At 67.1% G+C, this 25,458-nt stretch carries 22 protein-coding genes and 2 pseudogenes; 6 read left to right on the forward strand and 18 right to left on the reverse strand.

Annotated elements, in window-relative coordinates; translation table 11 throughout:
• Positions 1–45 precede the first annotated feature (45 nt).
• A complete protein-coding gene (locus tag AC1DN0_RS12900) occupies positions 46–1,086 on the reverse strand; it encodes a TRAP transporter substrate-binding protein (RefSeq protein WP_441635404.1) in 1,041 nt (346 codons plus the stop codon).
• A gap of 256 nt (positions 1,087–1,342) precedes the next feature.
• Here AC1DN0_RS12900 and AC1DN0_RS12905 point away from each other — a divergent pair, with 256 nt between their 5' ends.
• Positions 1,343–2,104, forward strand: a complete 762-nt coding sequence (locus AC1DN0_RS12905; protein WP_441635379.1) for a 2OG-Fe(II) oxygenase — start codon at positions 1,343–1,345, stop codon at positions 2,102–2,104.
• A 116-nt stretch (positions 2,105–2,220) separates the two neighbouring features.
• Positions 2,221–3,288, forward strand: a complete 1,068-nt coding sequence (ada, locus tag AC1DN0_RS12910; protein WP_441635377.1) for a bifunctional DNA-binding transcriptional regulator/O6-methylguanine-DNA methyltransferase Ada — start codon at positions 2,221–2,223, stop codon at positions 3,286–3,288.
• A 27-nt stretch (positions 3,289–3,315) separates the two neighbouring features.
• Here ada and AC1DN0_RS12915 read toward each other — a convergent pair whose 3' ends face one another.
• Positions 3,316–4,359 carry an SDR family oxidoreductase gene (locus AC1DN0_RS12915; RefSeq protein WP_441635375.1) on the reverse strand — a complete coding sequence of 348 codons (1,044 nt, stop codon included), beginning with the start codon at positions 4,357–4,359 and terminating at the stop codon, positions 3,316–3,318.
• Positions 4,360–4,473: 114 nt separating this feature from the next.
• On the opposite strand from AC1DN0_RS12915, the gene AC1DN0_RS12920 reads away from it, so the two are divergent.
• On the forward strand, positions 4,474–5,124 hold the full coding sequence (locus AC1DN0_RS12920; protein ID WP_441635373.1) for a TetR/AcrR family transcriptional regulator: 651 nt from the start codon (positions 4,474–4,476) through the stop codon (positions 5,122–5,124).
• 15 nt (positions 5,125–5,139) lie between these two features.
• On the opposite strand, the gene AC1DN0_RS12925 is transcribed toward AC1DN0_RS12920, so the two are convergent.
• The 8 genes from AC1DN0_RS12925 to AC1DN0_RS12960 all read right to left on the reverse strand — a co-directional run bounded on the left by AC1DN0_RS12925 (position 5,140) and on the right by AC1DN0_RS12960 (position 15,655).
• Complete coding sequence (locus tag AC1DN0_RS12925) at positions 5,140–6,357, reverse strand: TolC family protein (RefSeq protein ID WP_477145776.1); 1,218 nt, start codon at positions 6,355–6,357, stop codon at positions 5,140–5,142.
• A gap of 113 nt (positions 6,358–6,470) precedes the next feature.
• Positions 6,471–9,596, reverse strand: a complete 3,126-nt coding sequence (locus AC1DN0_RS12930) for an efflux RND transporter permease subunit (protein ID WP_477145762.1) — start codon at positions 9,594–9,596, stop codon at positions 6,471–6,473.
• Positions 9,596–10,669 carry an efflux RND transporter periplasmic adaptor subunit gene (locus tag AC1DN0_RS12935; protein WP_477111324.1) on the reverse strand — a complete coding sequence of 358 codons (1,074 nt, stop codon included), beginning with the start codon at positions 10,667–10,669 and terminating at the stop codon, positions 9,596–9,598. Before AC1DN0_RS12935 ends, AC1DN0_RS12930 begins: the two co-directional genes overlap by 1 nt.
• A gap of 95 nt (positions 10,670–10,764) precedes the next feature.
• Positions 10,765–11,250, reverse strand: coding sequence for a hypothetical protein (locus AC1DN0_RS12940; protein ID WP_441627546.1), 486 nt, complete (start codon positions 11,248–11,250; stop codon positions 10,765–10,767).
• Positions 11,251–11,351: 101 nt separating this feature from the next.
• Positions 11,352–12,218 carry a carbohydrate ABC transporter permease gene (locus AC1DN0_RS12945; protein ID WP_441627548.1) on the reverse strand — a complete coding sequence of 289 codons (867 nt, stop codon included), beginning with the start codon at positions 12,216–12,218 and terminating at the stop codon, positions 11,352–11,354.
• A gap of 1 nt (position 12,219) precedes the next feature.
• Positions 12,220–13,152, reverse strand: a complete 933-nt coding sequence (locus AC1DN0_RS12950) for a carbohydrate ABC transporter permease (RefSeq protein WP_477145763.1) — start codon at positions 13,150–13,152, stop codon at positions 12,220–12,222.
• On the reverse strand, positions 13,149–14,192 hold the full coding sequence (locus tag AC1DN0_RS12955) for an ABC transporter ATP-binding protein (protein WP_477111325.1): 1,044 nt from the start codon (positions 14,190–14,192) through the stop codon (positions 13,149–13,151). The genes AC1DN0_RS12950 and AC1DN0_RS12955 overlap by 4 nt, the downstream gene beginning before the upstream one ends.
• A gap of 53 nt (positions 14,193–14,245) precedes the next feature.
• Complete coding sequence (locus AC1DN0_RS12960; protein WP_441627554.1) at positions 14,246–15,655, reverse strand: ABC transporter substrate-binding protein; 1,410 nt, start codon at positions 15,653–15,655, stop codon at positions 14,246–14,248.
• 310 nt (positions 15,656–15,965) lie between these two features.
• On the opposite strand from AC1DN0_RS12960, the gene AC1DN0_RS12965 reads away from it, so the two are divergent.
• A complete protein-coding gene (locus AC1DN0_RS12965) occupies positions 15,966–17,168 on the forward strand; it encodes a glycine C-acetyltransferase (protein WP_441627556.1) in 1,203 nt (400 codons plus the stop codon).
• Between the two features lie 21 nt (positions 17,169–17,189).
• Positions 17,190–18,245, forward strand: coding sequence for an L-threonine 3-dehydrogenase (gene tdh, locus AC1DN0_RS12970; protein ID WP_477145764.1), 1,056 nt, complete (start codon positions 17,190–17,192; stop codon positions 18,243–18,245).
• Positions 18,246–18,300: 55 nt separating this feature from the next.
• On the opposite strand, the gene AC1DN0_RS12975 is transcribed toward tdh, so the two are convergent.
• Complete coding sequence (locus AC1DN0_RS12975; RefSeq protein WP_441627560.1) at positions 18,301–18,738, reverse strand: universal stress protein; 438 nt, start codon at positions 18,736–18,738, stop codon at positions 18,301–18,303.
• Positions 18,739–19,022: 284 nt separating this feature from the next.
• Between AC1DN0_RS12975 and AC1DN0_RS12980 the strand changes: the two genes are divergently transcribed.
• The gene (locus tag AC1DN0_RS12980) at positions 19,023–20,165 is read left to right on the forward strand and encodes a Leu/Phe/Val dehydrogenase (protein WP_441627562.1); all 1,143 of its coding nucleotides are present in this window, start codon (positions 19,023–19,025) and stop codon (positions 20,163–20,165) included.
• A 130-nt stretch (positions 20,166–20,295) separates the two neighbouring features.
• On the opposite strand, the gene yfiB is transcribed toward AC1DN0_RS12980, so the two are convergent.
• The 7 genes and pseudogenes from yfiB to AC1DN0_RS13015 form a co-directional block, all read right to left on the reverse strand.
• Entirely contained in the window at positions 20,296–20,766 is a 471-nt protein-coding gene (yfiB, locus tag AC1DN0_RS12985; RefSeq protein ID WP_441627564.1) for an outer membrane lipoprotein YfiB, read from the reverse strand.
• Positions 20,767–20,856: 90 nt separating this feature from the next.
• Entirely contained in the window at positions 20,857–22,131 is a 1,275-nt protein-coding gene (gene dgcN, locus AC1DN0_RS12990; RefSeq protein ID WP_441627566.1) for a diguanylate cyclase DgcN/YfiN, read from the reverse strand.
• On the reverse strand, positions 22,128–22,703 hold the full coding sequence (gene yfiR / locus AC1DN0_RS12995) for a regulatory sequestration protein YfiR (protein WP_477145765.1): 576 nt from the start codon (positions 22,701–22,703) through the stop codon (positions 22,128–22,130). Before yfiR ends, dgcN begins: the two co-directional genes overlap by 4 nt.
• A gap of 370 nt (positions 22,704–23,073) precedes the next feature.
• A pseudogene (locus AC1DN0_RS13000) lies at positions 23,074–23,187 on the reverse strand (Fic family protein); the annotation flags it as partial.
• Between the two features lie 204 nt (positions 23,188–23,391).
• Positions 23,392–24,297 (reverse strand): ATP adenylyltransferase family protein, encoded by a 906-nt coding sequence (locus tag AC1DN0_RS13005; RefSeq protein ID WP_441627570.1) that lies wholly within the window; start codon positions 24,295–24,297, stop codon positions 23,392–23,394.
• Positions 24,298–24,472: 175 nt separating this feature from the next.
• On the reverse strand, positions 24,473–24,853 hold the full coding sequence (locus tag AC1DN0_RS13010; protein WP_441627572.1) for a DUF427 domain-containing protein: 381 nt from the start codon (positions 24,851–24,853) through the stop codon (positions 24,473–24,475).
• A 68-nt stretch (positions 24,854–24,921) separates the two neighbouring features.
• Positions 24,922–25,411: pseudogene (locus AC1DN0_RS13015) on the reverse strand (aspartate/glutamate racemase family protein).
• Between the last annotated feature and the right edge of the window lie 47 nt (positions 25,412–25,458).

Below are 25,458 nucleotides of genomic sequence, written 5' to 3' on the forward strand. Positions count from 1 at the left end.
CCGCCGCGCCTTGCGCGCAAAGACAAGATGGCACGCCCATGCTGCTCAGGCGCGCGCGGCTTCGATCGCCGCCAGCAGCGGCCGGGTAGCCGGATAGCTGGCGGTGAATCCCGGCCATAGCTGCGCCTGCATGCGAGAGCGGACCGACTCCCGCTCCGCGGCGCGCATGGGATGAAAGGCCAACCCGAGCTGGCGCAGCGCATCCATGGCCCGCTGGCCACGCTGCGGCGCCACCTCGCGCTGGTAGGCGCTGGCCTGCGCGGCCGCCTGCAACAGCGGCGCCTGCAGCTCGAGCGGCAGCTTTTCCCATGCCCGCTTGCCCAGCACGGCAACGCTGGCACTGAACAGGTGCTCGGTCAGCCAGCAATGCCCGACCACCTCATTGAGCTTGTTGGCCAGCACGCTGGCGGCGTCGTGCTCGAAGCCCGCCACCACGCCGGTCTGTACCGCCGTATAGACCTCGTTGAAGGGAATCGGCGTGGGAATGGCGCCCATCAAGCGAAAGGTGTCGACAAAGATCTGCGTGGGCAGCACGCGCAGCTTCACCTTCTGAAGCGCCGCCAGCGAGGTCACCGGATGGCGGGTATAGACGCTGCGCGCGTTGAAGAAGGCGCCCCATCCGATCACGCGGCAACCGGTACGCTCGCGCAGCATGGCATCGAACCGCGCGGCCACGCCGCCATCCAGCGCGCGCGCCAGGTGCGTCCAGCCGTCGAACAGATAGCCCAGGTCAAGCAGTGCCAGCTCAGGCAATGCGGTGGCCCAGATCGAACTGCCGGTGACCATCATGTCGATCGAGCCCAGGCGCACCTGCTGCACCACATCGGCCTCCTTGCCCAACTGCCCGTTCGGAAAATAATCGACACGGATGCGCTCGCCCACCGCCGCGCGCAAGCATTCGCGGAAGCGCTCGAACCACAGGTATTGGGCCGAACTCTGGTCCACCGGCATGGCCGAGGAACAGCGCAGCACCACCGGCGCATCGGCGCCCATCGCAACGCGCGGCAGCGCGGAACCCGCGGCAAGCGCCAGCGAGGACTTCATGATCTTGCGGCGAAAAGCATTACACACGTCGTAAGACTCCATCATGAGCAGGGCCGGGCAACTTGGTATTAAGCGTTTCAGTAAAACGGTTTACTAAAACGATTCACGAGATCATAGGCGAGTGGGAGCCAAAAGCAAGCGCGGCGAACTGGCAGGGCAGCGGGCGGCGCACATCCGGGCGCCAGGCGCGGGGAGAGCATGCACGAACAAGAGAATTCAACAGCAAGACACGGAGTGATGCCGCCGGGATCCTCCTCTAAAGTTCGTTGCATCGACACGAACCACGAAAGGCCGCAGCATGAAAGCAAGCCAGGCAACGGCAACCCGCAGCGCGAATACCATTGAAGAGGCCACCCCGCGCGTAGAGACCCTGGAGACCCTGGACTGGGACGCCATCGCGCAGAACCTGGACCACCACGGCTACGCCGTCATGGCAAACCTGCTCGCCCCCAACGCGTGCGATACGCTCGCGGCCCTTTACCCCCTCGACACGCCCTTCCGCTCCCGCGTGGTAATGAGCCGCCACGGCTTCGGCCAAGGCGAATACAAGTATTTCAGCTACCCCCTGCCTGCCCTGATCGAAAGCCTGCGCGGCGCGCTATATCCCCACCTCGTCCCGATAGCCAACCGCTGGAACCAAGCCATGGCCATCGACACCCGCTACCCCGCCCGGCACGCCGATTTCCTGAAACGCTGCCACGCAGCCGGCCAGACACGCCCCACCCCGCTGATCCTCCAGTACGGCCCGGACGACTACAACTGCCTGCACCAGGACCTGTACGGCGAACACGTCTTCCCGATCCAGGCAGCCATCCTGCTCTCCGAGCCGGGCCAGGACTTTACCGGCGGCGAATTCGTGCTGACGGAACAGCGCCCGCGCATGCAGTCCCGCGCCGAGGTGGTGCCGCTGCGCAAGGGCGACGCGGTGGTGTTCGCGGTCAACCAGCGCCCGGTGCAAGGCACGCGCGGCAGCTACCGGGTCAAGCTGCGCCACGGCGTCAGCCGCCTGCGCTCGGGCCAGCGGCATACGGTGGGGATCATCTTCCATGATGCCCTGTAGGGGTAACGCGGAATCCACCCGCGGAATTTGACCGCAAGAGCCGGAGTGCGCAGCCCGCTCCACCGGCATACAGTGAACCCATGAAACGCCACCAGACACCCAGCACGAGGACCACCATGGAAATCCCGCTGACCTCCGCCGAACGCGACCCGCGCTGGGCACGCGTGCTCGCCCGCGACCCGGCTGCCGATGGCGATTTCGTCTATGCCGTGAAGACCACCGGCATCTACTGCCGGCCCGGCAGCCCGTCTCGCCTGCCGCGTCCGGAGAACGTGGAATTCTTCGACACGCCCGAGGCCGCCGAAGCGGCCGGCTACCGCCCGAGCCAGCGCGCGGCGGCAGATCAGGCTGCGGTTGCCGCGCAGCACGCCGCCCTCGTCGCCGGGGCCTGCCGGGCCATCGAACGCGCGGACAGTCCGCCCACGCTGGACACGCTCGCCGCGCAGTCCGGCCTGAGCCCCTATCACTTCCACCGTGTCTTCAGGGCGGTCACCGGCCTCACGCCGAAGGCCTACGCCGACGCGCACCGCGCGCGCAAGCTGCGCACGCAGCTCGGCCGCGGCGGCTCCGTCACCGAAGCCATCTACGACGCGGGCTTCAACTCCAACAGCCGCTTCTATGAGGCCTCGGACCAGATGCTTGGCATGACGGCAAGCCGGTACCGCGCGGGTGGCGCCAATACCGACATCCGCTTTGCCGTCGGAGAGTGCTCGCTCGGCTCGATCCTGGTCGCGCGCAGCGAGCGTGGCGTGTGCGCGATCCTGCTGGGCGACGACCCCGACGCGCTGGCGCGCGAGTTGCAGGACCAGTTTCCCAAGGCCAACCTGATTGGCGGCGATGCCGGCTTCGAGCAATGGATCGCGCGGGTGGTCGGCCTGATCGAAGCGCCGTCGCTGGGCCTGGACCTGCCGCTGGATGTCCGCGGCACGGCGTTCCAGGAGCGCGTGTGGCAAGCGCTGCGGGAAATTCCTGCCGGCACGACCGCCAGCTACGCCGAGATCGCCGCGCGCATCGGCGCACCCAAGGCCGTGCGCGCGGTGGCGCAGGCTTGCGGCGCCAACCATCTCGCCGTGGCGATTCCCTGCCATCGCGTGGTGCGCAGCGATGGCAACCTGTCCGGCTACCGCTGGGGCGTGGAGCGCAAGCGCGAGTTGCTCGAGCGGGAAGCGCAAGCGAAATTGTGAATAGCGCAGCCGCCTGCGGCGTACCCGCTAGCGAATCAGCGCGCCATGTCCGGCGGGCAGCCAGCCGTGCCCCCGGTACCAGGAGATGACATCGCGCACCGTTTCCTCGACCGGCCTGAATCCCAGGCCCAGCTCGCGCTCGCTCTTGGCGTGGCTGAAACGGGTCCGGTCCGCTTCACTCACCATCAGCCGCACGGTGGCCAGGCTGAGCAGGACCGGCTTGCCGCTCAGGCGCGCGTAGATCTCTTGTACGCCGGCGAGCGCATACAGCAGAGGCAGCGGTAGCGCGCGCGCCGGCGTTGGCACACCGGCGACGCGGCCGATCAGCGGAATCAGCTCGCGCATCGTCATATGCCGGCCCGCCGCGAGATAGCGCTCGCCACGCCGGCCGCGCTGCGCGGCGGCGATCTGCGCCAGCGCGACGTCGCGGGCATCGACCACGGAGAAACTCCCTGGAACCAGTCCCGGCAGCTTGGCCAGCACCGTGTCGAGCGCCACCTGGCCGGCGGAAGTCGGGCCGATATCGCCCGGCCCCCACATCCAGCCGGGCAGCACGAAGGTGGCGTGCATGTCAGGGGTTGCCTTGAGAAAGTCCTGTACCGCGCGGTCCGCCAGGATCTTGCTGCGATAGTAGTCGTCCGCCTCGGCGGGATCGCGATCGTTGGTCTCATCGATCACCGCGCCCGGCGCGCCGTTCAGCACGGCAATGGACGAGGTCTGCACGAAGCGCCGGACACCAGCGGCATAGGCTTGCCCGATCAGGGCGGCCGTGCCATCGACATTGATGCGCCTGAGCGTTTCCCAGTGGCTGCCGCCCTTGTAGTTGTCGCGGAAGAAGGCCGCGGTATGGAACACCACGTCGCAGCCGCGCAGGGCCGGCACGAAAGCGGGAACGTTCTCCATGTCGCCAACCACAAGTTCGACGCCGGCCAGGCCGGCGAATTGCTGCTGTCCTTTTTCCGGCGAACGGACGAGCGCCTTGACGGCCACGCCGCGGCCAAGCAGCGCGCGCACGAGGTTGTTGCCCAGCAAACCGGTGGCCCCGGTAACGAAAGCGGTATTCAAATTCATGGCAGCCCCTGCATTTCGACGTTCATTGCGAATTCAGATATCAATTGATATCCGTTATCATAGCAGTTGAATTCCCAACATCAATGGCTATCGCTATCACCACCCGCCACGCCAATGAACCAACCCACCCCACGAAAGCGGCTAAGCCGCGAGCAAAGCCAGGCGCAAACCCGCGAACGCCTGCTCGATGCAGCACGGCGGCTATTCGTGCAGCGCGGCTTCGGCGGCACGTCGATCCGGGATATCGCGGAGGAAGCTGGCTATTCGCAGGGTGCGTTCTACTCGAACTTTCCTGACAAGGAGGCGCTGCTGCTCGATCTGCTGCGCGGCCATATGGAAGCCGAGGCGCGGCAGCTTGCCATGGTGTTCGATACCGCGGAACGCCCGGGCGGCGAGGTGCTCGCGGGCCTGGATGCCTGGGCCGCGACGCTCAACGCGGAGACGGACTGGGCCATGCTCTCGATCGAGCTGCAAATGCACGCCAATCGCAGCCCGGCGTTCGCCGGCGCATATCGCACCGTCTGGGAAACGCACCGTGCGGAACTCGGCCGCCTGATCGAACGGCTGTTCCGGCACCTTGGCCGCATACCGCCGGCTGCACCGGAAGAGCTGGCCGCCAGCTTCATGGCGCTTGCGCATGGGCTTGCGCTGCAACGGACCACGACGCATCCCGACCCCACGGGCCGCATGCTCATGGTCTTCCTGCGCGGCCTGCTGGCCAGTGCCGGGGCCGCGGGCGACGCGCCCACCGCGCGTCGCCGTTAGTGGGCGCCCCGCGCCTCAGTCGTCGAAATCCCACATCCGGTGCAGGTCCAGCCGCAGCYGGCTGTCCGCTTCCAGCGCGTCGACCATGGCCACCCGTTCGGCCAGCGTGGTGTCGGCCAGCGCGCGCCGGATGATCAGAAGTTCGCTCAAGCCGGTTTCGCCCGCCTTGTAGGCCCGCCCGGTGCGCGCGGCGGCGCTGCGCTGCAGCGCCAGCGCCTCGGACTGGGCCATGGCCGCGGCCCGCTTGCCTTCCAGCCCGCGATACTGCACCTCGAACTCCGCACCGATCCGGCGCTCCACCGACAGGCGGCGGCGGGCCGCTGCCTCCGCGTCGGCGGCGGCCGCCACCGCCGACGCGCGCCGGTGCGCCGAGCCCAGCGGCATGGCGATGCTCACACCGGCAATCCGCTCCGCGCCGCCGCGCTCGACCGTGAAGAACACGCCCACGGTCGGGTCGGGCTTGCGCTCCAGGTCGGTGCGCCGGGCCTGCCGCTGCGCCTGCATCTCCTCGGACTGAGCAAGGCGGAACTCGTGGCTGTCCTCCACATAGCGGATGCGCAGCGCGTCGGCGGAATCGTCCGGCAAGGCCTGCAGGCGCACCTCCGCAGGCAGGCCGCCGGGCACGCCAAGCCCCGGAAAGCGCGCCCGCAGCTCGGCTTGCGCCGCTGCCTCGGCCGCCCGCGCGCTAGCCAGCGCGGCAGCCGTGCGGGAGCGCTCGGCCAGCAAGAGTTCGTGATCCATGCGCGCCGCATCGCCTGCCTGTACGCGCCGCGCGGTCACGCTCGCCAACTCCGCGGCCAGGCTGTCGTTGCCCTGCGCCGCGACCCTTGCCTGCTGCGCGCGCAGCGCCGCGAACCACAGCGACAGGATCTGCCGCGAGACCTCATGGCGCGCATCCATCACGGCGAGCTGGCCGGACTGCACGGTCGCATCGGCCAGCGCGCCATCGGCATCGGCCTTGCCCCATAACCGCAGCGGGCGCTCCAGCGCCAGTTGCCCTTCGGCATACCGCTCGGACGGCTCCCGCACCTGCCGGCCCTGCCCGATGGCGCGCACCACGGCCTCGGCGGTGCCGGCACGGATGCCGTCCGCGCGGGCCAGCACCGCGTCGCGGTGCGCTTCGGCCATCTGCACGTCGGGGGACTGGCCGACCGCCTCGCGCACGGCGGCTTCCGGAGGCAAGATGCCGGCTTCGGCCGGCCGGATCGCCTGCGCCCACGCGGTACTCGTCATGCCGCCGGTTGCGGCCATCAGGGAGACGGCCGTTGCCACGGCGAATGCCGAAGCGGCGGCAATCCCGCGCATTGCGCCCTTCGTTGCGCCCTTCGCGCTCCTGGTTGCGCTCTTCATTGCCCCTCTCCTTGTTCCATGCGGCCCTGGTTTTCCTCACGCGAACGCGCCACGCCGTAGCGCTCGAACAAGAGCGGTAACAGCAGCAAGGTCAGCGCGGTGGCACTCACCAGCCCGCCCGAGACGACGATGGCCAGCGGACGCTGGATCTCCGAGCCCGGCCCGGTCGCCAGCAGCAGCGGGATCATGCCCAGCGCGGTGATGCAGGCGGTCATCAGCACCGGCCGCAAGCGGTCGCGCACGCCAGTGCGCACTGCCTCCGCCACTGGCCGCCCCTCCTCCAGCAAGGTGTTGAAATGCGAGACCAGCACCACACCGTTGAGCACGGCAATGCCAAGCAGCGCGATAAAGCCCACCGAGGCAGGCACCGAGAGGTATTCGCCCGCCACCCGCAGCGCGGCGATGCCGCCCACCAGCGCGAACGGGATATTGGCAATCACCAGCGCCGCCTGCCGGATCGAGCGGAAGGTCAGCATCAGCAGCAGGAAGATGGCGCCCAGCGCGAGCGGCACCACCAGCGCAAGACGCGCGGCGGCGCGCTGCTGGTTCTCGAACTGCCCGCCCCAAACCACGCGCAGCCCCTTGGGCAGCCCGGCCAGGCCAGCCACGGCGGCTTGCGCCTCCTGCACGAAGCCGGTCAGGTCGCGCCCTTCCACGCTGACCTGGATCACCGCGAAGCGTCCGCCGTCTTCATGGTTGATCCGCACCGGCCCTTCCACGCGCCGCACCTGCGCCAACGAGGTGAGCGGCCAGGGCGTGCCATCCGGTGCCGTCACCTGCAGGCTGGTGAACATCTCCGGCGTCTGCCGCAGGCTTTCGGCGCCCCGCAGGATCAGCGGCGTGCGCACGGTGCCCTCCGGCACGATGCCAATGCGCTCGCCTTCCACCTGCGCGCGCAGCAACGCCTGCAGCGCGTCGCCGGAAAGCCCCGCGCGACCGACGGCCGCGCGGTCCAGCGCGAGCGTGAGGTACTGCACGCCCTCGTTGCTGGGCGCGATGACTTCCGCCGCGCCGGCGATCTTGCGCACGCGCGCTGCGATGGCCTGCGCGGCCGTGTCGATGGCGCCGAGATCGTTGCCGAACACCTTGATCGCCACGTCGCCGCGCGTGCCGGTCAGCATTTCCGACACGCGCATCTCGATGGGTTGGGTGAAGCCGTACACCACGCCCGGGAAGCGTTCCATGACGTGGCGGATGGCGGTGGCGATATCTTCCTTGCTGCCGCGCCACTGGTCCTTTGGCTTTAGCACCAGGAAAGTGTCGGTCTCGTTCAGCCCCATCGGGTCCAGGCCAAGGTCGTCCGAGCCGGAGCGCGCCACGATCGAGCGGATCTCCGGCACCTCGGCCAGCAGCGCCCGCTGCACCCGCAGGTCCAGGTCCACCGAAGTGGCCAGCGAGACCGACGGCGCCTTTTGCAACTGCACGATCAGGTCGCCCTCGTCCATGGTGGGCATGAAGGTTTTGCCCACCGACAGGTAGAGCGCCACCGCCAGGGCCAGCGCCGCGCCCGCCGCGGCAAAGACGATGCGGCGATGCTGCGCGCTCCAGTCCTGCAGCCGGGCAAACCCGCTCGCCACCTTGCGCATCAGGTACGGCGCCTCGTCGGCATGCGCGCGCAGCAGCATCGATGCCAGCGCAGGCACCACGGTGAACGCGATCACCACCGACGACGCCAGCGCCAGCACGATGGTCAGCGCCACCGGCCCGAACAGCTTGCCCTCCAGGCCCTGCAGCGACAACAGCGGCAGGAATACGATGGCGATGATCGACACACCGGCCAGCATCGGCGGCGCCACGCTGGCAACGGCATGGYGGATCACCGCGCCACGCAGCGACGGATCGCTCTTGTGGCCGTGCGCCCGCGCCAGGGCGGACTCGATGTTCTCCACCACCACCACCGCCGCGTCCACCAGCATGCCAAGCGCAATCGCCAGGCCGCCGAGGCTCATCAGGTTGGCGCTCAGGCCCACGTAGCGCATCAGCAGGAAGGTTGCCAGCATCGACAGCGGCAGGGTGGCCGCCACCACCAGCGCCGCGCGCAGGCCGCCGAGAAACAGGTACAGCGTCACCACCACCAGCAGGCTGGCTTCAATCAGCGCGCGCACCACGGTATTGGCGGCACGGGTGACCAGTTCGCCGCGGTTGTAGAACACGTGCGTGGACATGCCCTTGGGCAGCTGGGGCGCCAGCTCGTCCAGCCTGGCCTGCACGGCGGTGACCAGCTGGCGGGCATCGGCGCCGCGCAAGCCCAGCACCAGCCCCTCGACCGCTTCGCCACGGCCGTCCTTGCTGACCGCGCCGTTGCGCGTGGCCACGCCGAGCCTGACGGTGGCCACATCGCCCACCGTCACCAGCGGCATGCCATTGCGCGCGCCGGGCGCATCGATGACGATCTGCCGCAAGTCTTCCACGCCGCGCACGCCGCCTTCCACGCGCACCACCCAGTTCTCGTCGCCCTGCTCCACCCGGCCCGCGCCATCGTTGCGGTTGTTGGCGTCGAGCGCCTGGCGCAGTTGCTCCAGCGTGACCGCGCGGGCGCGCAGCCGCGCCGGGTCGGGGATGACTTCGTAGCTGCGCACCGCGCCGCCCAGCGCGTTGACGTCGGCCACGCCAGGCACCGTCCGCAAGGCCGGGCGGATCACCCAGTCGAGCACGCGGCGCCGCTCGGCGAGCGAGAAGCCATCGCCTTCCACTGTGAACATGAACATCTCGCCCAGCGGCGTGGTGATCGGCGCCAGCCCGCCGATGGCGTTGGGCGGCAAATCGCGCATCAGTCCGGACAGCCGCTCGGACACCTGCTGGCGGGCCCAGTAACTGTCCACGCCCTCCTCGAAATCGACCGTCACGTCGCTGATGCCGTACTTCGATACCGAGCGGACGATGGTCTTGTGCGGAATGCCAAGCAGTTCCTGCTCGACCGGCGTGGAGACGCGCTGCTCCACTTCCTCCGGCGTCATGCCGGGAATCTTCAGGATGACCTTGACCTGGGTGGGCGAGATGTCCGGGAAGGCATCGATGGGCAACTTCAGGTATGCCCACGCGCCGGCCACCGCCAGCACGCAGGCGGCAATCAGCACCAGCGCCCGCTGGCGCAGGGAGAATTCAATCAGGCCGGCGAGCATCACTGACCTCCCGCCAGCATGCCCTTGAGCGCGCCCACGCCGCCGACCGCAACCCGCGTGCCGGCCGGCAGCGCGGCCCGCACGGTCGCCGCGGCATCGTCCACGGCCTCGACCACCACGGTCTGGTAGCGCACGCCGGCCTTGTTCGCCACGAACACGCCGGGTGTGCCGCGCCAGTACGTCAGCGCGGCAGCCGGTACCCGCGCGCGGCCCGCGCCGGTGGCGTCGGGCGCGCTACGCAAGTGCACGATCACATTCACGCTTTCGCCGGCCTGCAGGCTGCCGCGTTGGTCCAGCGCCGCGCGCACGCGCACGGCGGCGGTGCCGTCGCTCGCCGGCACCACGCCGGCCACCTTGCCGGTGGCGCCGCGCTGGCGCACTTCCACGCGCTCGCCGCCAGTGGGGGCCGGCATGTCGCGGCCGACCAGCAGGTCAAGCTCCAGCGCGGTGGGATCGACGATGCGGAACAACGGCGCCGCGCCGTCCACGCGCGTGCCGGGCACCGCGTTCACCTCGGCGATCAGCCCGGCGCGGCCGGCCACCAGTTGGGGTTCGCCAGAGCCACTGGCGAACACGATGCCCGCGGCGCCCATCTCGGCCTCGCGGGCGCGCACCATTGCCGCCGCCTCTGCGGCGCGCGCCTGCGTGGCTTGCCAGCGGCTGCCGGGGATGATGCCGTCTTCATGCAAGCTGCGGTCCCGCGCCAGCGCGAGCCGCGCCAGGTTGGCCTGCGAGCGCGCTTCGGCCAGCGCACGCCCCGCCTCGAACAACTGCGGGCTGGCAAAGGTGGCAAGCGCCTGGCCGGCACGCACCGGCTGGCCGATCGCCACCAGCACGCGCGCGACCATGCCGGGATAAGGCGCGGCCACCACGTACTGCGCATCGGGCTTGAGCACCACGCGCCCGCTGGCGCCAATCTCAACCTGCGCGGCACTGGCGACCGGCTCGAACCGCACGCCGAGCGCGCGGGCCTGGGCATCGGACAAGGCCAGCGCCTGCGCGCGCGCCATGCCGACGGGAAACAGCGCTGACGCAAGCAATGCGCCAACGAACAACATGCGACGGGAAAACATGCCTGACTCCAAAGCAGGATGGAAGCGCCCGGCGCGCCTTGACCGGTCCCGGTCAGGCGCGCGAGCGTGCACCGCCGGCGTGGCCGGCGGGGGAATCAGGAGGCGAAGGGAGGAGCGTGCGCCGGAGGCGGCCTGCTATCGCCGCCACGCCATCGGGGCGGCGTGCGTTCGCGCCAGGGCAGGCGCCGGGGTGCCGGCAAGGGCAGCGCCGCAAACAGCAGGAACGCGAAGACCACGCCGACGAGCACATCGGCGGCCTGTACGTGGAGGGTAAAGGCAATGGGGCCGATGGCGGTCTGTACATCGACCTCCAGCGGCTCGACCGCGACCAGCGCGCTGCCATCGTGGGCAGCGGAAGCGTTGGGCGAAGCGGAAGGAGAATAGGAATTAACCGCACCTTGCAGCGCCGTGTGCACATGCAGGCCATGGAGTTTCGGGGTTCCGAGATGGCCGTGCAGAAGCGGGGTCAGGAGCTGCATTGCGAACAGCAACAGCAGCAGGACTCCCCGGAAGAAGGAGGGGCGGTCTGCGCGAAACATGGCGCGATTGTAACCGAGTTCGAGGCGGTGGCTAGTGCTCATGGCATCTGCGCTGGCCGAGGATCAGCGCTCGACACTGCCCGGCTTCTCGAAGCGCAAAGGCTGCGCATCGGGCGCTCGGCACCGCCCACCGCCAAGCCCGTTCACTTCACCGCGCCCACGGTAAAGCCCGCGACAAAGCGGTCGACGAACAGGTTGTAGAGCACCGCCACCGGCACGCTGACGACCAGGCAGGCGCCCATCAGGGAGCCCCAGAAATAGACGTCCCCGCGCACCAGGAAGGTCGGCACGCCAACGCTGACGGTGTACTGCGACGAACTGGTGATAAAGGTGAGGGCATAGACGAATTCCTGCATCACCAGCGTCAGCGTGAATATGACCACCGTCAGGATGCCGGCCGACGACAGCGGCACCACCACCTTCAGGAAGGCGCCGAAGCGGCTCAGCCCGTCCATCATCGCCGCCTCTTCGATATCGCGCGGCACCGCCTTGAAGAAACCCATCATCAGCCAGGTGCAGAACGGCACCGTGAAACTCGGGTACACCAGCACCAGCGACCACAGCGAATCCTGCAGTCCGAGCGCGCCGATGATGCGGGAGAAGGGAATGAACAGGATGGTGGGCGGGATCAGGTAAGTCAGGAAGATGGCGATCGCCAGTTGCCGTCCGCGGCTGCCTGCCAGCCGGGCCAGGCTGTAGCCGGCGGGCACCGCCAGCAGCAGGGTGATGGCCACCACCATCGCGCCCACCAGCAGCGTATTGGCGATCCAGCGCAGGTACTGGGTCTCCAGGAACAGCACGCGCAGGTTGTCCAGGGTGGGCGGCTGGTTGAACAGGAAGGGGTTGTTGGCGGTGTTGATCAGGTCGTGGACATCCTTGAAGGTGGTGATCAGCATCCAGTAGAAGGGAAAAGCACAGAACCCCGCGAAGACGGCAAGGATGGCGACATGGCCGAAGCGTGCGCCCCAGCGCGCGCCACGGTGCTGCCAGCGATTTGCATCGGCACGCATGTCAGGCTACCTCCGCGCGGTTGGCGACGGTCAGCAGCAGGGCCACCACCGCTACCAGCAGCGGGAACAGGAACAGCGAAATCGCCGCGCCCTCGGCCAGGTCGCCGCCCTGGATGCCGGTGAAAAATGCCAGGCTGGCCAGCACCTGCGTGGTGTCGTAAGGCCCGCCACGCGTCAGCACGAAGATGATGATCATGTCGGTGAGCGTAAACACGATGCCGAACAGAAGCGCCACCAGCATGATCGGCATCACCAGCGGGATATTGATGCGGAACAGGTGGCGCCAGAAACCGGCGCCATCCATGGCGGCGGCGTCGTGGATATCCTGCGGGATGMCATGCAGGCCGGCCAGGATGATGACCGTGGCCAGCGGCAGCAGGCGCCAGACATCCACCAGGATCACCGACGCCATCGCCAGGTCCGGCTGGCCCAGCCAGACCGGCCAGGTATTCGGGCCGAGCAGGCCGAGCGCGCGCAGCGTCCAGTTGATGATGCTGTAGACCGGATCGAAGATCCACAGCCAGCCGATCGAACCCAGCGAGATCGGCGCCACCCACGGCAGCAGGATCAGCAGCCGCACCAGCCATTTGCCGCGAAAGTCGCGCAGCAGTGCCAACGCCAGGATCTTGGCCAGAATCACCACCAGCGCCTGGGACACCAGCGTGAACACAAGCGCATTGCCGAGCGAGCGCCAGAAGGTGGGGGTCTGCACGATGCGCCGGAAATTCTCCAGGCCAACGAAATGCATGGCGCGGCTGCCCACGGTGATGTCGGACAGGCTGTAGTAGATCGACAGCAGGAAGGGAAAGCCGAGCAGCAGCGCGATGTAGATGAGTGCCGGCGCCAGCATCAGGGCGCCGAGCCAGCGCTCGCCCTCCAGCACATGCCAGCCGCCGGCCTGTGGCGCAAGCGCGGCGGAAGACCGGGCGCTCATGCGGGCCTCCCTGACGGCGCCGCGCTCACGCTGGCGCCGGAACGCGGATCAAAGCGCCTCAGGTCGGCATGCCGCACCACGAACGGGTAGCGCGCACCGGTCTCCAGCGGGAAGGTGACCGTGCAGGGAATCCGCGAGATGACCTTGGCGGGCGGCAGCGGTGGCTCCAGCAAGCCGTACACCAGCCGGTCGGAACCGAGGTTTTCGATGCGGGTGACATGGAACGGAAAGGGTTCCAGCATTTCATCGTCGCCGTAGACACCGCGCGGCAGGAAGTGCTCCGGCCGGAAGCCCGTCACCACCGCATCCGTATCGACCAGGTTCATCGGCGGCGAGCCGATGAACCTGGCCACGAACGTATCGGCCGGGTGCTCGTACACTTGCTGCGGCGTGCCGATCTGGTGCACGCGGCCGTGGTCGAGGATGGCGACCCGGTCGCCCAGCGCCAGCGCCTCGATCTGGTCGTGCGTCACGTAGATCGTGGTGGCCGCCAGGCGCCGCTGCAACTGCTGCAATTCCTCGCGCGCGGAAGTCCTGAGCTTGGCGTCCAGATTGGAGAGCGGCTCGTCCAGCAGGAAGGCCACCGGATCGCGCACCACCGCGCGCGCCAGCGCCACCCGCTGGCGCTCGCCGCCGGAGAGCTGGCGCGGCTTTCGCGCCAGCAGGTGGCCGATGCCGAACAGCGCCGCGGCCCAGTTCACCTTGCGCGCGATCGCCTCGCGCGGCATGCGCTGCGCCTGCAGCGGGAAGGCGATGTTGCCGGCCACGCTCAGGTGCGGATAGAGCGCGTAGCTCTGGAACACCATTGCCATGTTGTGCGCGCGCGGCGGCAGCCCGGTGACGACACGGCCGCCCACCAGGATGTCGCCGGAGGTGGGCGCTTCCAACCCGGCGATCAGGCGCAGCAAGGTGGTCTTGCCCGAGCCAGACGGGCCCAGCAGCACCAGGAACTCGGCCTCGCGCACGGCAAGGCTGATGCCGTCGACGGCGTTGCCGCCGTCGAAGCGCTTGGTGAGCGAGCGGGTCTCCACCGTGGCCATGGCTCATCGGCCCACGCCCGTCCCGACACCGCCGGCCCGGCGGGGGCGGCGGCTCATACCAGCCCTTTTTCCCGCCACTTGGCGAAGATCCGCTTGCAGGTCGCATCCGCGGCGCGGATGGCATTCTCCGGCGTTTCGTCGCCAGTGGCGGCCTTGGCGAACATGGTGTTGAGCACCCATGTATTGAAGATCTCGTCGGTGGCCGCGTTGGCATAGCCAGGGAAGCCGACGTTGGTGGCCTGATTCCTCAGGCTGCCCAGTACTTTGTACTTGTCGCGCGGCCTGGCCTTGGGGTCGTCGGCGATCAGCTTCTGCAGGTCCGGCACCGTGCCCGGGAAGCACGGGAAGTTGTAGAACTCGCTACCAAGGAAGCCCTCGCGGAAGTGGTCGATATAGTCCACCAGGAACTTCCTGGCGCCCGCAATGTTCTCGGCGAACTTCCAGATCACGTAGCAATCCATCACATGCTCCAGGCCGATGCGCCGCACCGGCCCTTGCAAGGCCTGCGTGAGCCAGATGTCCGACGTGACCGGCAGGTTCTTGTTCTCGCCTTCGCGGGTGATGGAAATCGCGTTCAGGCAAAGCGAGATCTTGCCTGCGAGCATGGCTCGGTTATTGGACGACGGGTCCCACGCCAAGACCTCCGCCGTCATGGTTTCCTGGTACAGCGCCTTGACGAACTTGACTGCCTCCAGCGTATTCTTCGAGTTCAGCACCACGGTATGGCGCTCATCCTGCACCGAGCCGCCGAATGCATAGAGGATGGCCCGCATCGCCATCGCGGTGTCGAGTTCCGCGGACAAGCCAATGCCGACCGGAATATTGCGTTTCTGCTTGATCTTCCTGCCCGCTGCAAGGACATCCAGCCAGTTATCGGGCGCGGCCATGCCAACGTCGTCCCAAAGGTCCTTGCGATAGTTGATCGGGTCCGGCACGAAGCTGTCGGAAAAGCCGAAGTACTTCTTCGTCTTCGGGTTATACGTACTCTTGATCGCCAGCTCGACCGGCCTGCCATGCTTGCGCTGGCATTCCTCGTAGATCTCGCGGTGATCGATGACCTGCTCCTCGTACACCGGGGGCGGCGACAGGAACATGAACAGGTCGTGCCCTTTTTGCGCGGAAACCTCGGCCGCGGCCCGCGTGGCCAACGCGGGGATTCCCACGTGATCGACGATGACCTCGGTATCGTTGCGCTGGCCCCATTCCTTCACGTAGGTGTTGTCGAACCACTTGTCGTAGCCCGGTACGAAATGGTTCCACTGGAGGATCTTCAAGGTGTGTTTGGCCGCCCGCGCCCGACGTGGCAGCACAAAGGGGCCAAGGCCCGCAGCGAGCGCGGTTGCCCCGGCGGCCTGAATCAGGCGGCGCCGCCGCGCGTTGTGGCCGATAAGGGTGCCGGTGGATCCGTGCCGGCGCGAATAGACGATTCGATCGATAGGTGCAATCCGCGTGTCTTCGTTCATGGCCGCCTCCGCAAGCAAGCCGTTAGCCGGCATGCGCGCCGATCGCGGTGGCATGCGCAACCTGACTTAAGAATAGGAGTTGGCGAACCCAAGGAAAAGAGACAAAGGCTTGATTTCATTGGGTTTAGTATCCAGATTCAAGGACTGGCCGGGTCTCTGCCGCATAGCAGCATCGGTAGCCCGCGCCGGCCGCCACTTGCGCAGCGCAGCACAAAACACGCGCATCGCAAACCGGTATTCCTCCGGCTTTCGCCATACCATGGAGGCTGGCGCCAGCCACGCCGCCCAACAACCTAGCCAGGGGCTTCCCATGCGCGACCGCTATCTTTCCCACCTCCGCGATACGCTGGACACCATCCGAGCCGACGGCTTTCACAAAGCCGAACGCGTCATTGCCAGTCCGCAGGCAGCCGACATCCGGCTCGCGGGCGGCGAGCATGTGCTGAACTTCTGCGCCAACAACTACCTGGGCCTGGCCGACGATCGCCGCCTGATCGACGCGGCGCGGCGCGGCCTGGAGCAGGATGGCTTCGGCATGGCGTCGGTGCGCTTCATCTGCGGCACGCAGTCGGTCCACAAAACGCTGGAGGCGGTGCTCGCCAAATTCCTTCACACCGGCGACAGCATCCTGTACTCCAGCTGCTTCGATGCCAACGGCGGGCTGTTCGAGACGCTGCTCGATGACCAGGATGCGGTGATCAGCGACGAACTGAACCATGCCAGCATCATCGACGGCGTGCGACTGTGCAAGGCAAAGCGCTACCGCTACCGCAACAACGATATGGGCGACCTGGAGGCGCGGCTGCGCGAGGCCCATGCCGCCGGCGCGCGCTTCAAGCTGATCGCCACCGACGGCGTGTTCTCGATGGACGGGATCATTGCCGATCTCAAATCCATCTGCGACCTGGCGGACCGCTACGGCGCGCTGGTGATGGTGGATGACTCGCACGCAGTAGGCTTTGTCGGCGAGCACGGGCGCGGCACGCCGGAGCTATGCGGCGTGGAGGGCCGCGTGGACATCATCACCGGTACGCTGGGCAAGGCGCTGGGCGGGGCCTCCGGCGGCTACGTGGCCGCGCACCGGGAAATCGTGGAATTGCTGAGGCAGCGCTCGCGCCCGTATCTCTTTTCCAACTCGCTGGCGCCGAGCATCTGCGCCGCCACGCTGAAGGTGCTGGACCTGCTGGCCAGCGAGGAAGGCGCCGCGCTGCGCGCCCGCGTGCGCGAGAACGGCGAGCATTTTCGCCGCGAGATGACGGCGCTGGGCTTTACGCTGGTGCCTGGCGAGCATCCCATCATCCCGGTGATGCTGGGCGATGCCGCGCTGGCCTCCGGCATGGCGGACGCGTTGCTGGCGGAGCATGTGTATGTGGTCGGGTTCTCCTTCCCGGTGGTGCCCAAGGGCCGGGCGCGGATCCGCACGCAGATGAGTGCCGCGCACACGGCGGAGCAGATCGAGCGGGCCGTTGCCGCGTTTGCAAAGGTCGGCCGCAAGTTCGGCGCCATCGCCTAAGCTTCGTGCAGGAGGCTCCCCATGAAAGCCCTCGCCAAACTTGAACGCGCGCCCGGCCTGACCATGACCGAGGTGCCCGAGCCGGAAGTCGGCCACAACGATGTGATGATCCGCATCCGCCAGACCGCCATCTGCGGCACCGACATCCACATCTGGAAATGGGACGAGTGGGCGCAGAACACCATCCCCGTGCCGATGCAGGTCGGGCATGAGTACGTCGGCGAGATCGTCGCCATCGGGCAGGAGGTACGCGGGCTGGAAATCGGCGACCGCGTGTCCGGCGAAGGGCACATCACCTGCGGCTTTTGCCGCAACTGCCGCGCCGGGCGCCGCCACCTGTGCCGCAATTCGGTGGGCGTGGGCGTGAACCGGCCCGGCGCGTTCGCCGAGTACCTGGTGATTCCGGCCTTTAACGCCTTCCGCATTCCCGACGACATCCCGGACGAGATCGCCGCCATCTTCGATCCTTTCGGCAACGCCACTCATACCGCGCTGTCTTTCAACCTGGTGGGCGAGGACGTGCTGATCACCGGCGCCGGCCCCATCGGCATCATGGCCGCCGCCATCGCGCGCCATGTGGGCGCGCGCAATGTGGTGATCACTGACGTCAACGACTACCGTCTCGCGCTGGCGCGCAGGATGGGCGCCAACCGCGTCGTCAACGTGCAGCACGAGAATCTGAAAGACGTGGCCGCCGAGCTGCATATGACGGAAGGCTTCGATGTGGGCATGGAGATGTCCGGCGTGCCGACCGCCTTCGCCACCATGCTCGAGCACATGAACCACGGCGGCAAGATCGCCATGCTCGGCATTCCGCCGTCGAAGATGGCGATCGACTGGAACCAGGTGATTTTCAAGGGGCTGGAGATCAAGGGGATTTACGGCCGCRAGATGTWCGAGACCTGGTACAAGATGGTCGCCATGCTGCAAAGCGGCCTCGACCTGACGCCCATGATCACCCATCGCTACAGCGTCGGCGACTTCGAAGCCGGTTTTGCCGCCATGCTGTCGGGCAATAGCGGCAAGGTGGTGCTGGACTGGACGGGATCGAGTCAGACGGCCACCGTTCCCGCCTAGAAGAGCGAGAGCGAATGCGCATGCCGGCCCTGTCGGCACCCCCGCTCAAGCGCCGCTAGCGATACACCAGCACTGGGATATTGCTGTGCGTCAGCACCTTGTTGGTCTCGCTGCCGATCAGCACGCCCTGCACGCCGCGGCGCCCGTGCGAGGCCATCACGATCAGGTCGCAGCCCTTGTCCTGGGCAGCCTGGATGATCGCCTGATACGGGTGGTCCTGCATCACGCCAAGGGTCTCGCAAGACACGCCCGCCGCCTCGGCTTCGGCGGCCAGGGTCTTCAAATAGTCCGCCACGTTGCTGGTGGCCTCCCGCTCGAACCGCGCACGGGTATTGGCCAGCATCTCCACCTGGTACGTATAGACATGGAAATCCGGGATCACACGGATCAGAGTGACCCGAGCTCGCGCCTCGCGGGCAAACACCAGCGCCTTCCTGAAAGCGGATTCGGACAGTGGCGAGCCGTCGACGGGTAGCAGCAGATGCTGGAACATGGCTTCCTCCTTGCACGCGAGGGGCGGAGGCCACCGGGTAGATTCCTCCTCGCCCATCGCTCGGGGTTGAGGATTACCTCACTCCAAGTATAGGTGTCGCGGTGCCGCGCACACACCGCCCTCTTCATCCAGCCGCGATTTGCCGGTAAGATCCAGCACCGGTTCCGCGCCAGTGCGCGGCACCAAGCGTTTACCCGAGGCCGGGCAGCCACACAATGGCAGCCCGGCCTTGTCAAGACGGCAGCCGCCCGGCCACCGTCGCCACTGCACCGCCTTGCCACCCAATGCGGCGCACCAGGAAAGCGAAGCTACCCCTTTGCATTCCCAATCTTCATGGAGAAGACGCTTTGACTGAACGCACCACCCCAGAGGCCGCCGGCCGCCTGTTCGGCACCGGCGAAGGCCCGACCCACGAGCGCGTCACGCTCGCCACCGACCCCGAATCCGGCCTGCAGGCCATCATCGCCATCTACAGCACCAGCCTTGGCCCCGCTTTCGGCGGCTGCCGCTACTGGACTTATCCCGCCGAGAGCGATGCCCTGACCGACGCCCTGCGCCTGTCGCAAGGCATGGCCTACAAGAACGCGCTCGCCGACCTGCCCTTCGGCGGCGGCAAGGCCGTCATCCTGCGCACCCCGGCGCAGCATGACCGCGCTCAGCTCTTCCGCGCCTTCGGCCGGCTGGTCGAATCGCTGGACGGCAGCTACATCACTGCCGAGGACGTCGGCACCACGGTGGAAGACATGGTCGCCGCCCGCACGCAGACCCGCTACATCAGCGGCATGCCGCGCGAAGGCACTTTCGGCGGCAACCCCTCGCCCAAGACCGCCTATGGCGTGTTCGTCGGCATCGAAGCCGCCGTGCGCTATGTGCTCGACCGCAACACCCTGCAAGGCGTGACCGTTGCCGTGCAAGGGCTTGGCTCGGTCGGCTGGGACCTGTGCCGCCGGCTGCATGAAGCCGGCGCCAGACTGATCGTGGCCGACATCAACGGCGCCAGGGCGGAGCAAGCGCGCGAGCAGTTTGGCGCGCATGCCGTGCCGACAACCGCCATCACCAGCGTCGCCGCCGATGTTTTCGCGCCCTGCGCGCTCGGTGCCGTGATCACCCCGGCGGTTGCCGAGCAGTGCCAGTTCAAGATCATCGCAGGCGGCGCCAACAACCAGTTGGCCTCGCTGGATGAAGGCGACACCCTGCAGCGCCGCGGCATCTTCTATGCGCCCGATTTCCTGATCAATGCCGGCGGCATCATCAGTTGCGCCCGCGAGTATCTCGGCGGCGCCGATGAAGCCGCGGTGCTGGCCGAGGTGGCCCATATCCGCGAGCGCGTGTTCGAGCTGGCACAGCGCGTGGAGAAGACCGGCCTGGCGCCCGCGCGCGAGGCGGTCAGCTGGGCGCAGGAGAAGCTCGCACGGGGCGTACGCTAGCCTCGCCGTTGCGAGAGTCCGCGCCGGCAGCGGGAGCCGGCGCGGCATCACGGGTCCGGCTCGCGCCGATCGCATGATCAGGCGCGAGGAAAGCTCTCTCTATTTACAAATCGATCGGCTATTCGACCGGCTAATCAATCGTCACCACGATAGCCACCCGCCGATTCTCCGCGCGGCCGGCCGCCGTGCGGTTGTCCGCCACCGGCTTGCTCTTGCCCAGCCCTCGTACCTCGATCTTCTCAGGCAGGAATCCCGCCGTGGCGAACACATTGGCCACCGCCTCCGCACGCCGCACCGACAGTTGCTGGTTATAGTCGGCCGAGCCTGAATCGTCCGTATGGCCATCCAGCCTGACCTGATCGATGCCCGCGCCCGTCAGCGCCAGCCCTATCCGTTGCACGGTCGCTTGCTGGTCGCCGCTGATGACATCCTCGTTCAAGCCGAAGAGAACCTTCTCCGACAAGCCCAGTTCCCAGCCGTTTTCGGTCAGTTTGAAACCCTGCTGCTGCAGCGCGTCGACTTGCGTGGCGGTGAGTGTGGAGACAGGCACGGTCTGGCAGGCGCCCAGGGCAAGCGTCATGGCGATCAGGGCGGCAGCCATGCCCCAGCCTCCGATGCCTCGCAAGTTCGATAACACGATGGATACTCCTGTTTCCGCATCGGCTTCCGCTTCCGCTTCGGTTTTCTTCTTCTATGCCTGTTCGGCTTGCACCGTGACCAGGCGCGGTTCCGCGCTTTGCCAGCGCCCCCCCGATCTGCGCTTGGCCTGATACATGGCTTCGTCCGCGGTCCGCAGCAAGGCGGCGGCCGTTTGCGCGTGCACGGGAAACACGGACAGGCCGATGCTCAGCGACGCGTCGATGCGGGTTCCGCTCGACAGTTGAACCGGATCCCGCATGCGAATCAGGATATGCTCCGCGACCTGGATGATGTCGGCCGGCTTGCGCAGCGCCGTCACCAGCACGGCGAACTCGTCCCCGCCCAGCCGCGCGACCACGTCGCCCTCGCGCACGCAGGAGCGGATGCGCTGCGCAATGTCGAACAGCACTTCGTCCCCCGCGGCGTGGCCGAAGCTGTCATTGATCTCCTTGAACGCGTCGCTATCCAGGTAGAGCACGCCCGCATGCGTCTTCGTGGCGGTGGCAAGGCGCACGGTGCGCTGCAATGCGTCTTCGAATGCCGCCCGGTTGAGCAGGCCGGTCAGGCTATCGTGGCTGGCGCGGTGTGCCAGCGAGCGGTTCTCGTGCTGGAGCTGGTTCTGCCAGGTCTCAAGCTCGTCGAGCAGGCCGTTGAAGTCCTCGCCGAGCGCGTTGAGTTCGGCAATATGGGCCGGGGGCGTACGCCGGTCGAAGGCACGCTCCGAACGCACCGCGTGGGCTACGTGCATCAGGTTGCGCACCGGCTCGATGATGTGGACCAGCATGCGGCTCGACAGATAGTGCGCGCTGACCGCGGTGAGCAGCAGGCAAGCCAGCAAGCCGAGCAGGCCGCTCAGCACGAAGCGCAGCAGGTTGGCGGGATCGCCGGTCAGCCGAACGGTGCCAACCGGCTGCGTTTCATGCAGGATCACCTGTTCCACCGGGCCCAGCGCCATCAGGCGGCTCGCCAGGCGCTGCAGGCCGGAGAACCGCGCGCCTTCCGGGCGCTGCCATTCGGCCAGCAGCCGGTTGTCCCTGTCATAGACGCTGGCCTCGGCCACCTCCGCCGCGGCGATCGCCACCAGTGCCTCGCTAGCGGCCGCCTGGTCGCGGAACACCACCGGCGCCTCCAGCGTATAGGCGACGGAGCGGGCCACCAGGTGCAGGTTGTGGTCGGCATACACGCGCAGCGCCGCCAGTCCGAGCGCGGTCAGCGAGATGCCGGCGGTGCAGACCGCGATCAGCGCCACGCCGAAGTGGATGCGGCGCAGCGTGTTGTACAGCGTCGGGCGCGATACCGCTGCGTCGGGCCGGGATGGCATGGTCATGACGGCGGCCCCCGGCGGCGGCCGAGCTGCAGCACGCCCGGATGGATGTGAATCCCGCTACGGGCAACGGAATCCGGGTTGACGCGGAAGGTAACGCGGCCATCGGCGACGTTGAGGCAGAACATGCTGCCGACCTCGCACTCGAAGTCTTCCTCCGTGATGACGAGGACGGGGCGCCCGCTCAGCTCCGTTGCCACCTTCTTGCGCCTGACATCCGTCATGACGCCCAGATAGACGGAATCGCAGCCCGTGGTCATCCCGGCATCCAGGAGTTCGATGCGCCTGGCTTGCACGGAGCGCCCGGTCGCCAGGATCCCGCCTTCCGAGAGTTTGGCGGCGTAGCGGGCGGATCCGTCTATGCAAAGGCGCAAGACGTCTCGCTCCGAGGGCCAGCGGGCATAGCCGAGCAGGCTGAATACCACCCGTGCCACCGCCTCGGAACGTTGCGGGGCCGTGTCCGCAGCGGTCCCCTGCGACTGCACGCACAGGCTGGCGGCAAGCAGGGCCAGCAGGAAACGAGAGGGAGAGAAGCGCCTCCGGCCGGTACAGGGACTGGCCGGGGCGGTAGCCATTTCAAGAGGCAAGAGTTCGGGCCTACCAGGTTGTACTTGTTGGGCACATCGAATCACACTGCAGGCGATACGATCTGACTTGGCCAGCGTCGATACTCAGGGATTCCTGCCCGATGCGGATGCAATCACGGGACAACCTTGCCAGCCCAAACCCTATAACGGCGTTCCCGGATTGATATTTACCTTTATTTTGGCTGTCGAGCGGATGCCGCTCCCTTTGGCCAGGAACCACGGGAAACGAGACGGGATTGTTTGCGGCACGACAGGAACTGGCAGGCGGAAGCAGGCCCGGGACCAAAGCCCCGGCGTTCGATATCCGAATGCCTGTCAATGAAAGCGCTGCCGAGACAACAATTCAGCGTAGCCGTATTCCTGACATGCACAGGGCCTTGTGAAACATGAACCGGGACAGCCGACCGTTACCATCCATGAACGGGTGAATGAAGACGAATCCGAACGAGGCGATGCTGGCCGCAATGATAGGGTYGACCTGGCACGGGGCATCGTTGACGAAATCCGAGTGCAGCCCAGTATTTTATTCAATTGTGCCTAATACACTACCCACGCCGGACTCGGACCCGCTCAGTACGCAAAGTTTTTTTCGGCGCCCCAGGATTTTCTTTAGTCTGCGTTCTGGCGGCACCGCCGTCGAGGCCGCACGTCCTTTGACGCCAGCCAAAAACCACTTTCAAACCAAAGCCGCACCCGCAACCCTCCCCAACATCCCCATCGGCCCAACCCGCTCCACAATTCGCATCTGCGCCCCATCCCGCACAAAAAACGACCCCGCGAACCCCAGCGTATTCACCGAAATTCCCTCCACGCACTCCGCCGACCTAGGCACGAGCAGCATCCCCAACCGCGTGACCAGCAAGTTATACGGCCCCGACGGCTGTAATTCACCGTTGACATCAATCGCCCGCACGCCGACGGCATCGAGCAGCGCCCGGTAACGCGCGAGCGCGATGTCCGCCAGCCCGGGCACGCGCGCGGAGGACAAAGCCAGCGGCGCGAACGCATGCGCAAAAGCCAGCCCAGGCACGATGCCCACCGGACCATCTATCCGCGCCGAAGCCAGCAAGGGCGCGATTGGCAGCGCCGGGCCATCCGGGCCGAGCGGCAGCGGCACCATCTGCAAGTGCTTGTGGCGCTGGCTTGCGCCGGCAGCCGCTCCCCCGTTGTAGAAACCCACCGCATCAAACTCGGCCATGCATACCAGCAGCGCCTCGAAATCCGCCAGAGCAAGCAGCGCGTCCTGCGATTCGAAACGGCGGGTGACAATGAGCAGGTGATGATCGATGACGTTGAACTTGTTCAGCAGCGCCACGTGGGTGTCCGAGATATCGGCGACGAACAGGTCCGGATCGTAAGGAAGGAACGGGTTGACCGCCGCGCTGGCGTCGCGTTGCCGGGCCTTGTCCTGATCCTTGCGCGCGAGGCTGGAGACCTGCCGCACCAGGAAGCGTACGCCACCATCCTCGATGACCGCCTGGATGGTCTCGATCGGACGCAGCGCCCCGCAACGCAGGGCGTGCGCCGTCTGGCGCAGGATGGCCGGCCACAGCGTGCCGGGCTGGAAAGATCGATCAGGCATGATCTGGACGACAGGATGCAGTGACTATAGTCATAGCCGGCCTCGCCGGCCAATCCCATCCCGCAGCCGCGCAATGCGCCGGAAGTGACGCCCGTGGCGCGCGGCCGGCATCTTGCCTCAGCGAAAATCAGGGATGACTGACAATGGCGCGACGCCGGGCGCCAGGCCCGGTGCGCTAGCTTGCCCGCTCCTCGATTGCGTCGACGCGGCCCGGATAGAAAGCCAGGTGATCCCCGATCGCCGCAACGGCGGGATATGGCGCCTCATAGGTCCACACCGCATTGACCGACCGCTCGCCGCCCGAGGGGATGCTGTAGTAGGCGCAGTCGCCTTTGTACGGGCAGTAGGTGGCGTGGCCGGTGCGGGCAAGCCGCGACATGTCGACGTCCTTGCGCGGGATGTATTGCACTGCGGGATACGATGCCTCTTGCAGCGTCAGGGCTTCGCGCGTGTCGGCGATCACGACGCCGCCGATGGACACCACGACGCGCGACGGGTTGGCCTCGATCGTGATCGGATGATCGGGTCCAGGGATCTTGATCGGCTTGCTGGTCATGGCCAGGCCTCTTCCGGGGAATCGCCAGACCGCCAATACTACGCCCGAAGCAGCAACGCCGCCGGGCGTCAATGTGCGCCCTGCACCGCCCGGCGCAGCGCCGCCCGCGCCAGCAATCGCGTGGAATCCAGCGTAGGCAGCGGCGAATTGGCGTCATTCACGATCAGCGGGATTTCCGTGCAGCCAAGCACCACGGCGTCGCATCCCTGCCCCTTCATCCGCTCGATGACTTGCTGGAAGTAAGCGAGCGCTTCCGGCGTGGCGATGCCGCCAACCAGTTACGTAAGGCAACGCCTGGTGGATGGTGTTGTCGGGGCAAATCAGGAAATCGGCACCCATGCCGGCAAGCTTTCCGGCGGAGGTGAGCATCAACTCACCTACCGCTTCCCAGTCGCCGCGATCGAGGCACCTGACATACTCGGCGAGCGAAGGCGTGTGCATCGATATCTCGGGATGCGCATGCGCCCCCAGCAGGCGGCTGCCTTCCATGCAGATGGTGCGATAGCAAAGCGCCGCGCCTTCGGCGGAGCAGGCAACGATGCCAATGTGGCCAGGCATTGGGGGATCCCGTCAGGAGAAAGGGGGGAGTTTATCGCGCCCGCTTC

The sequence above is a fragment of the Cupriavidus sp. 05N39 genome, assembly GCF_056397325.1.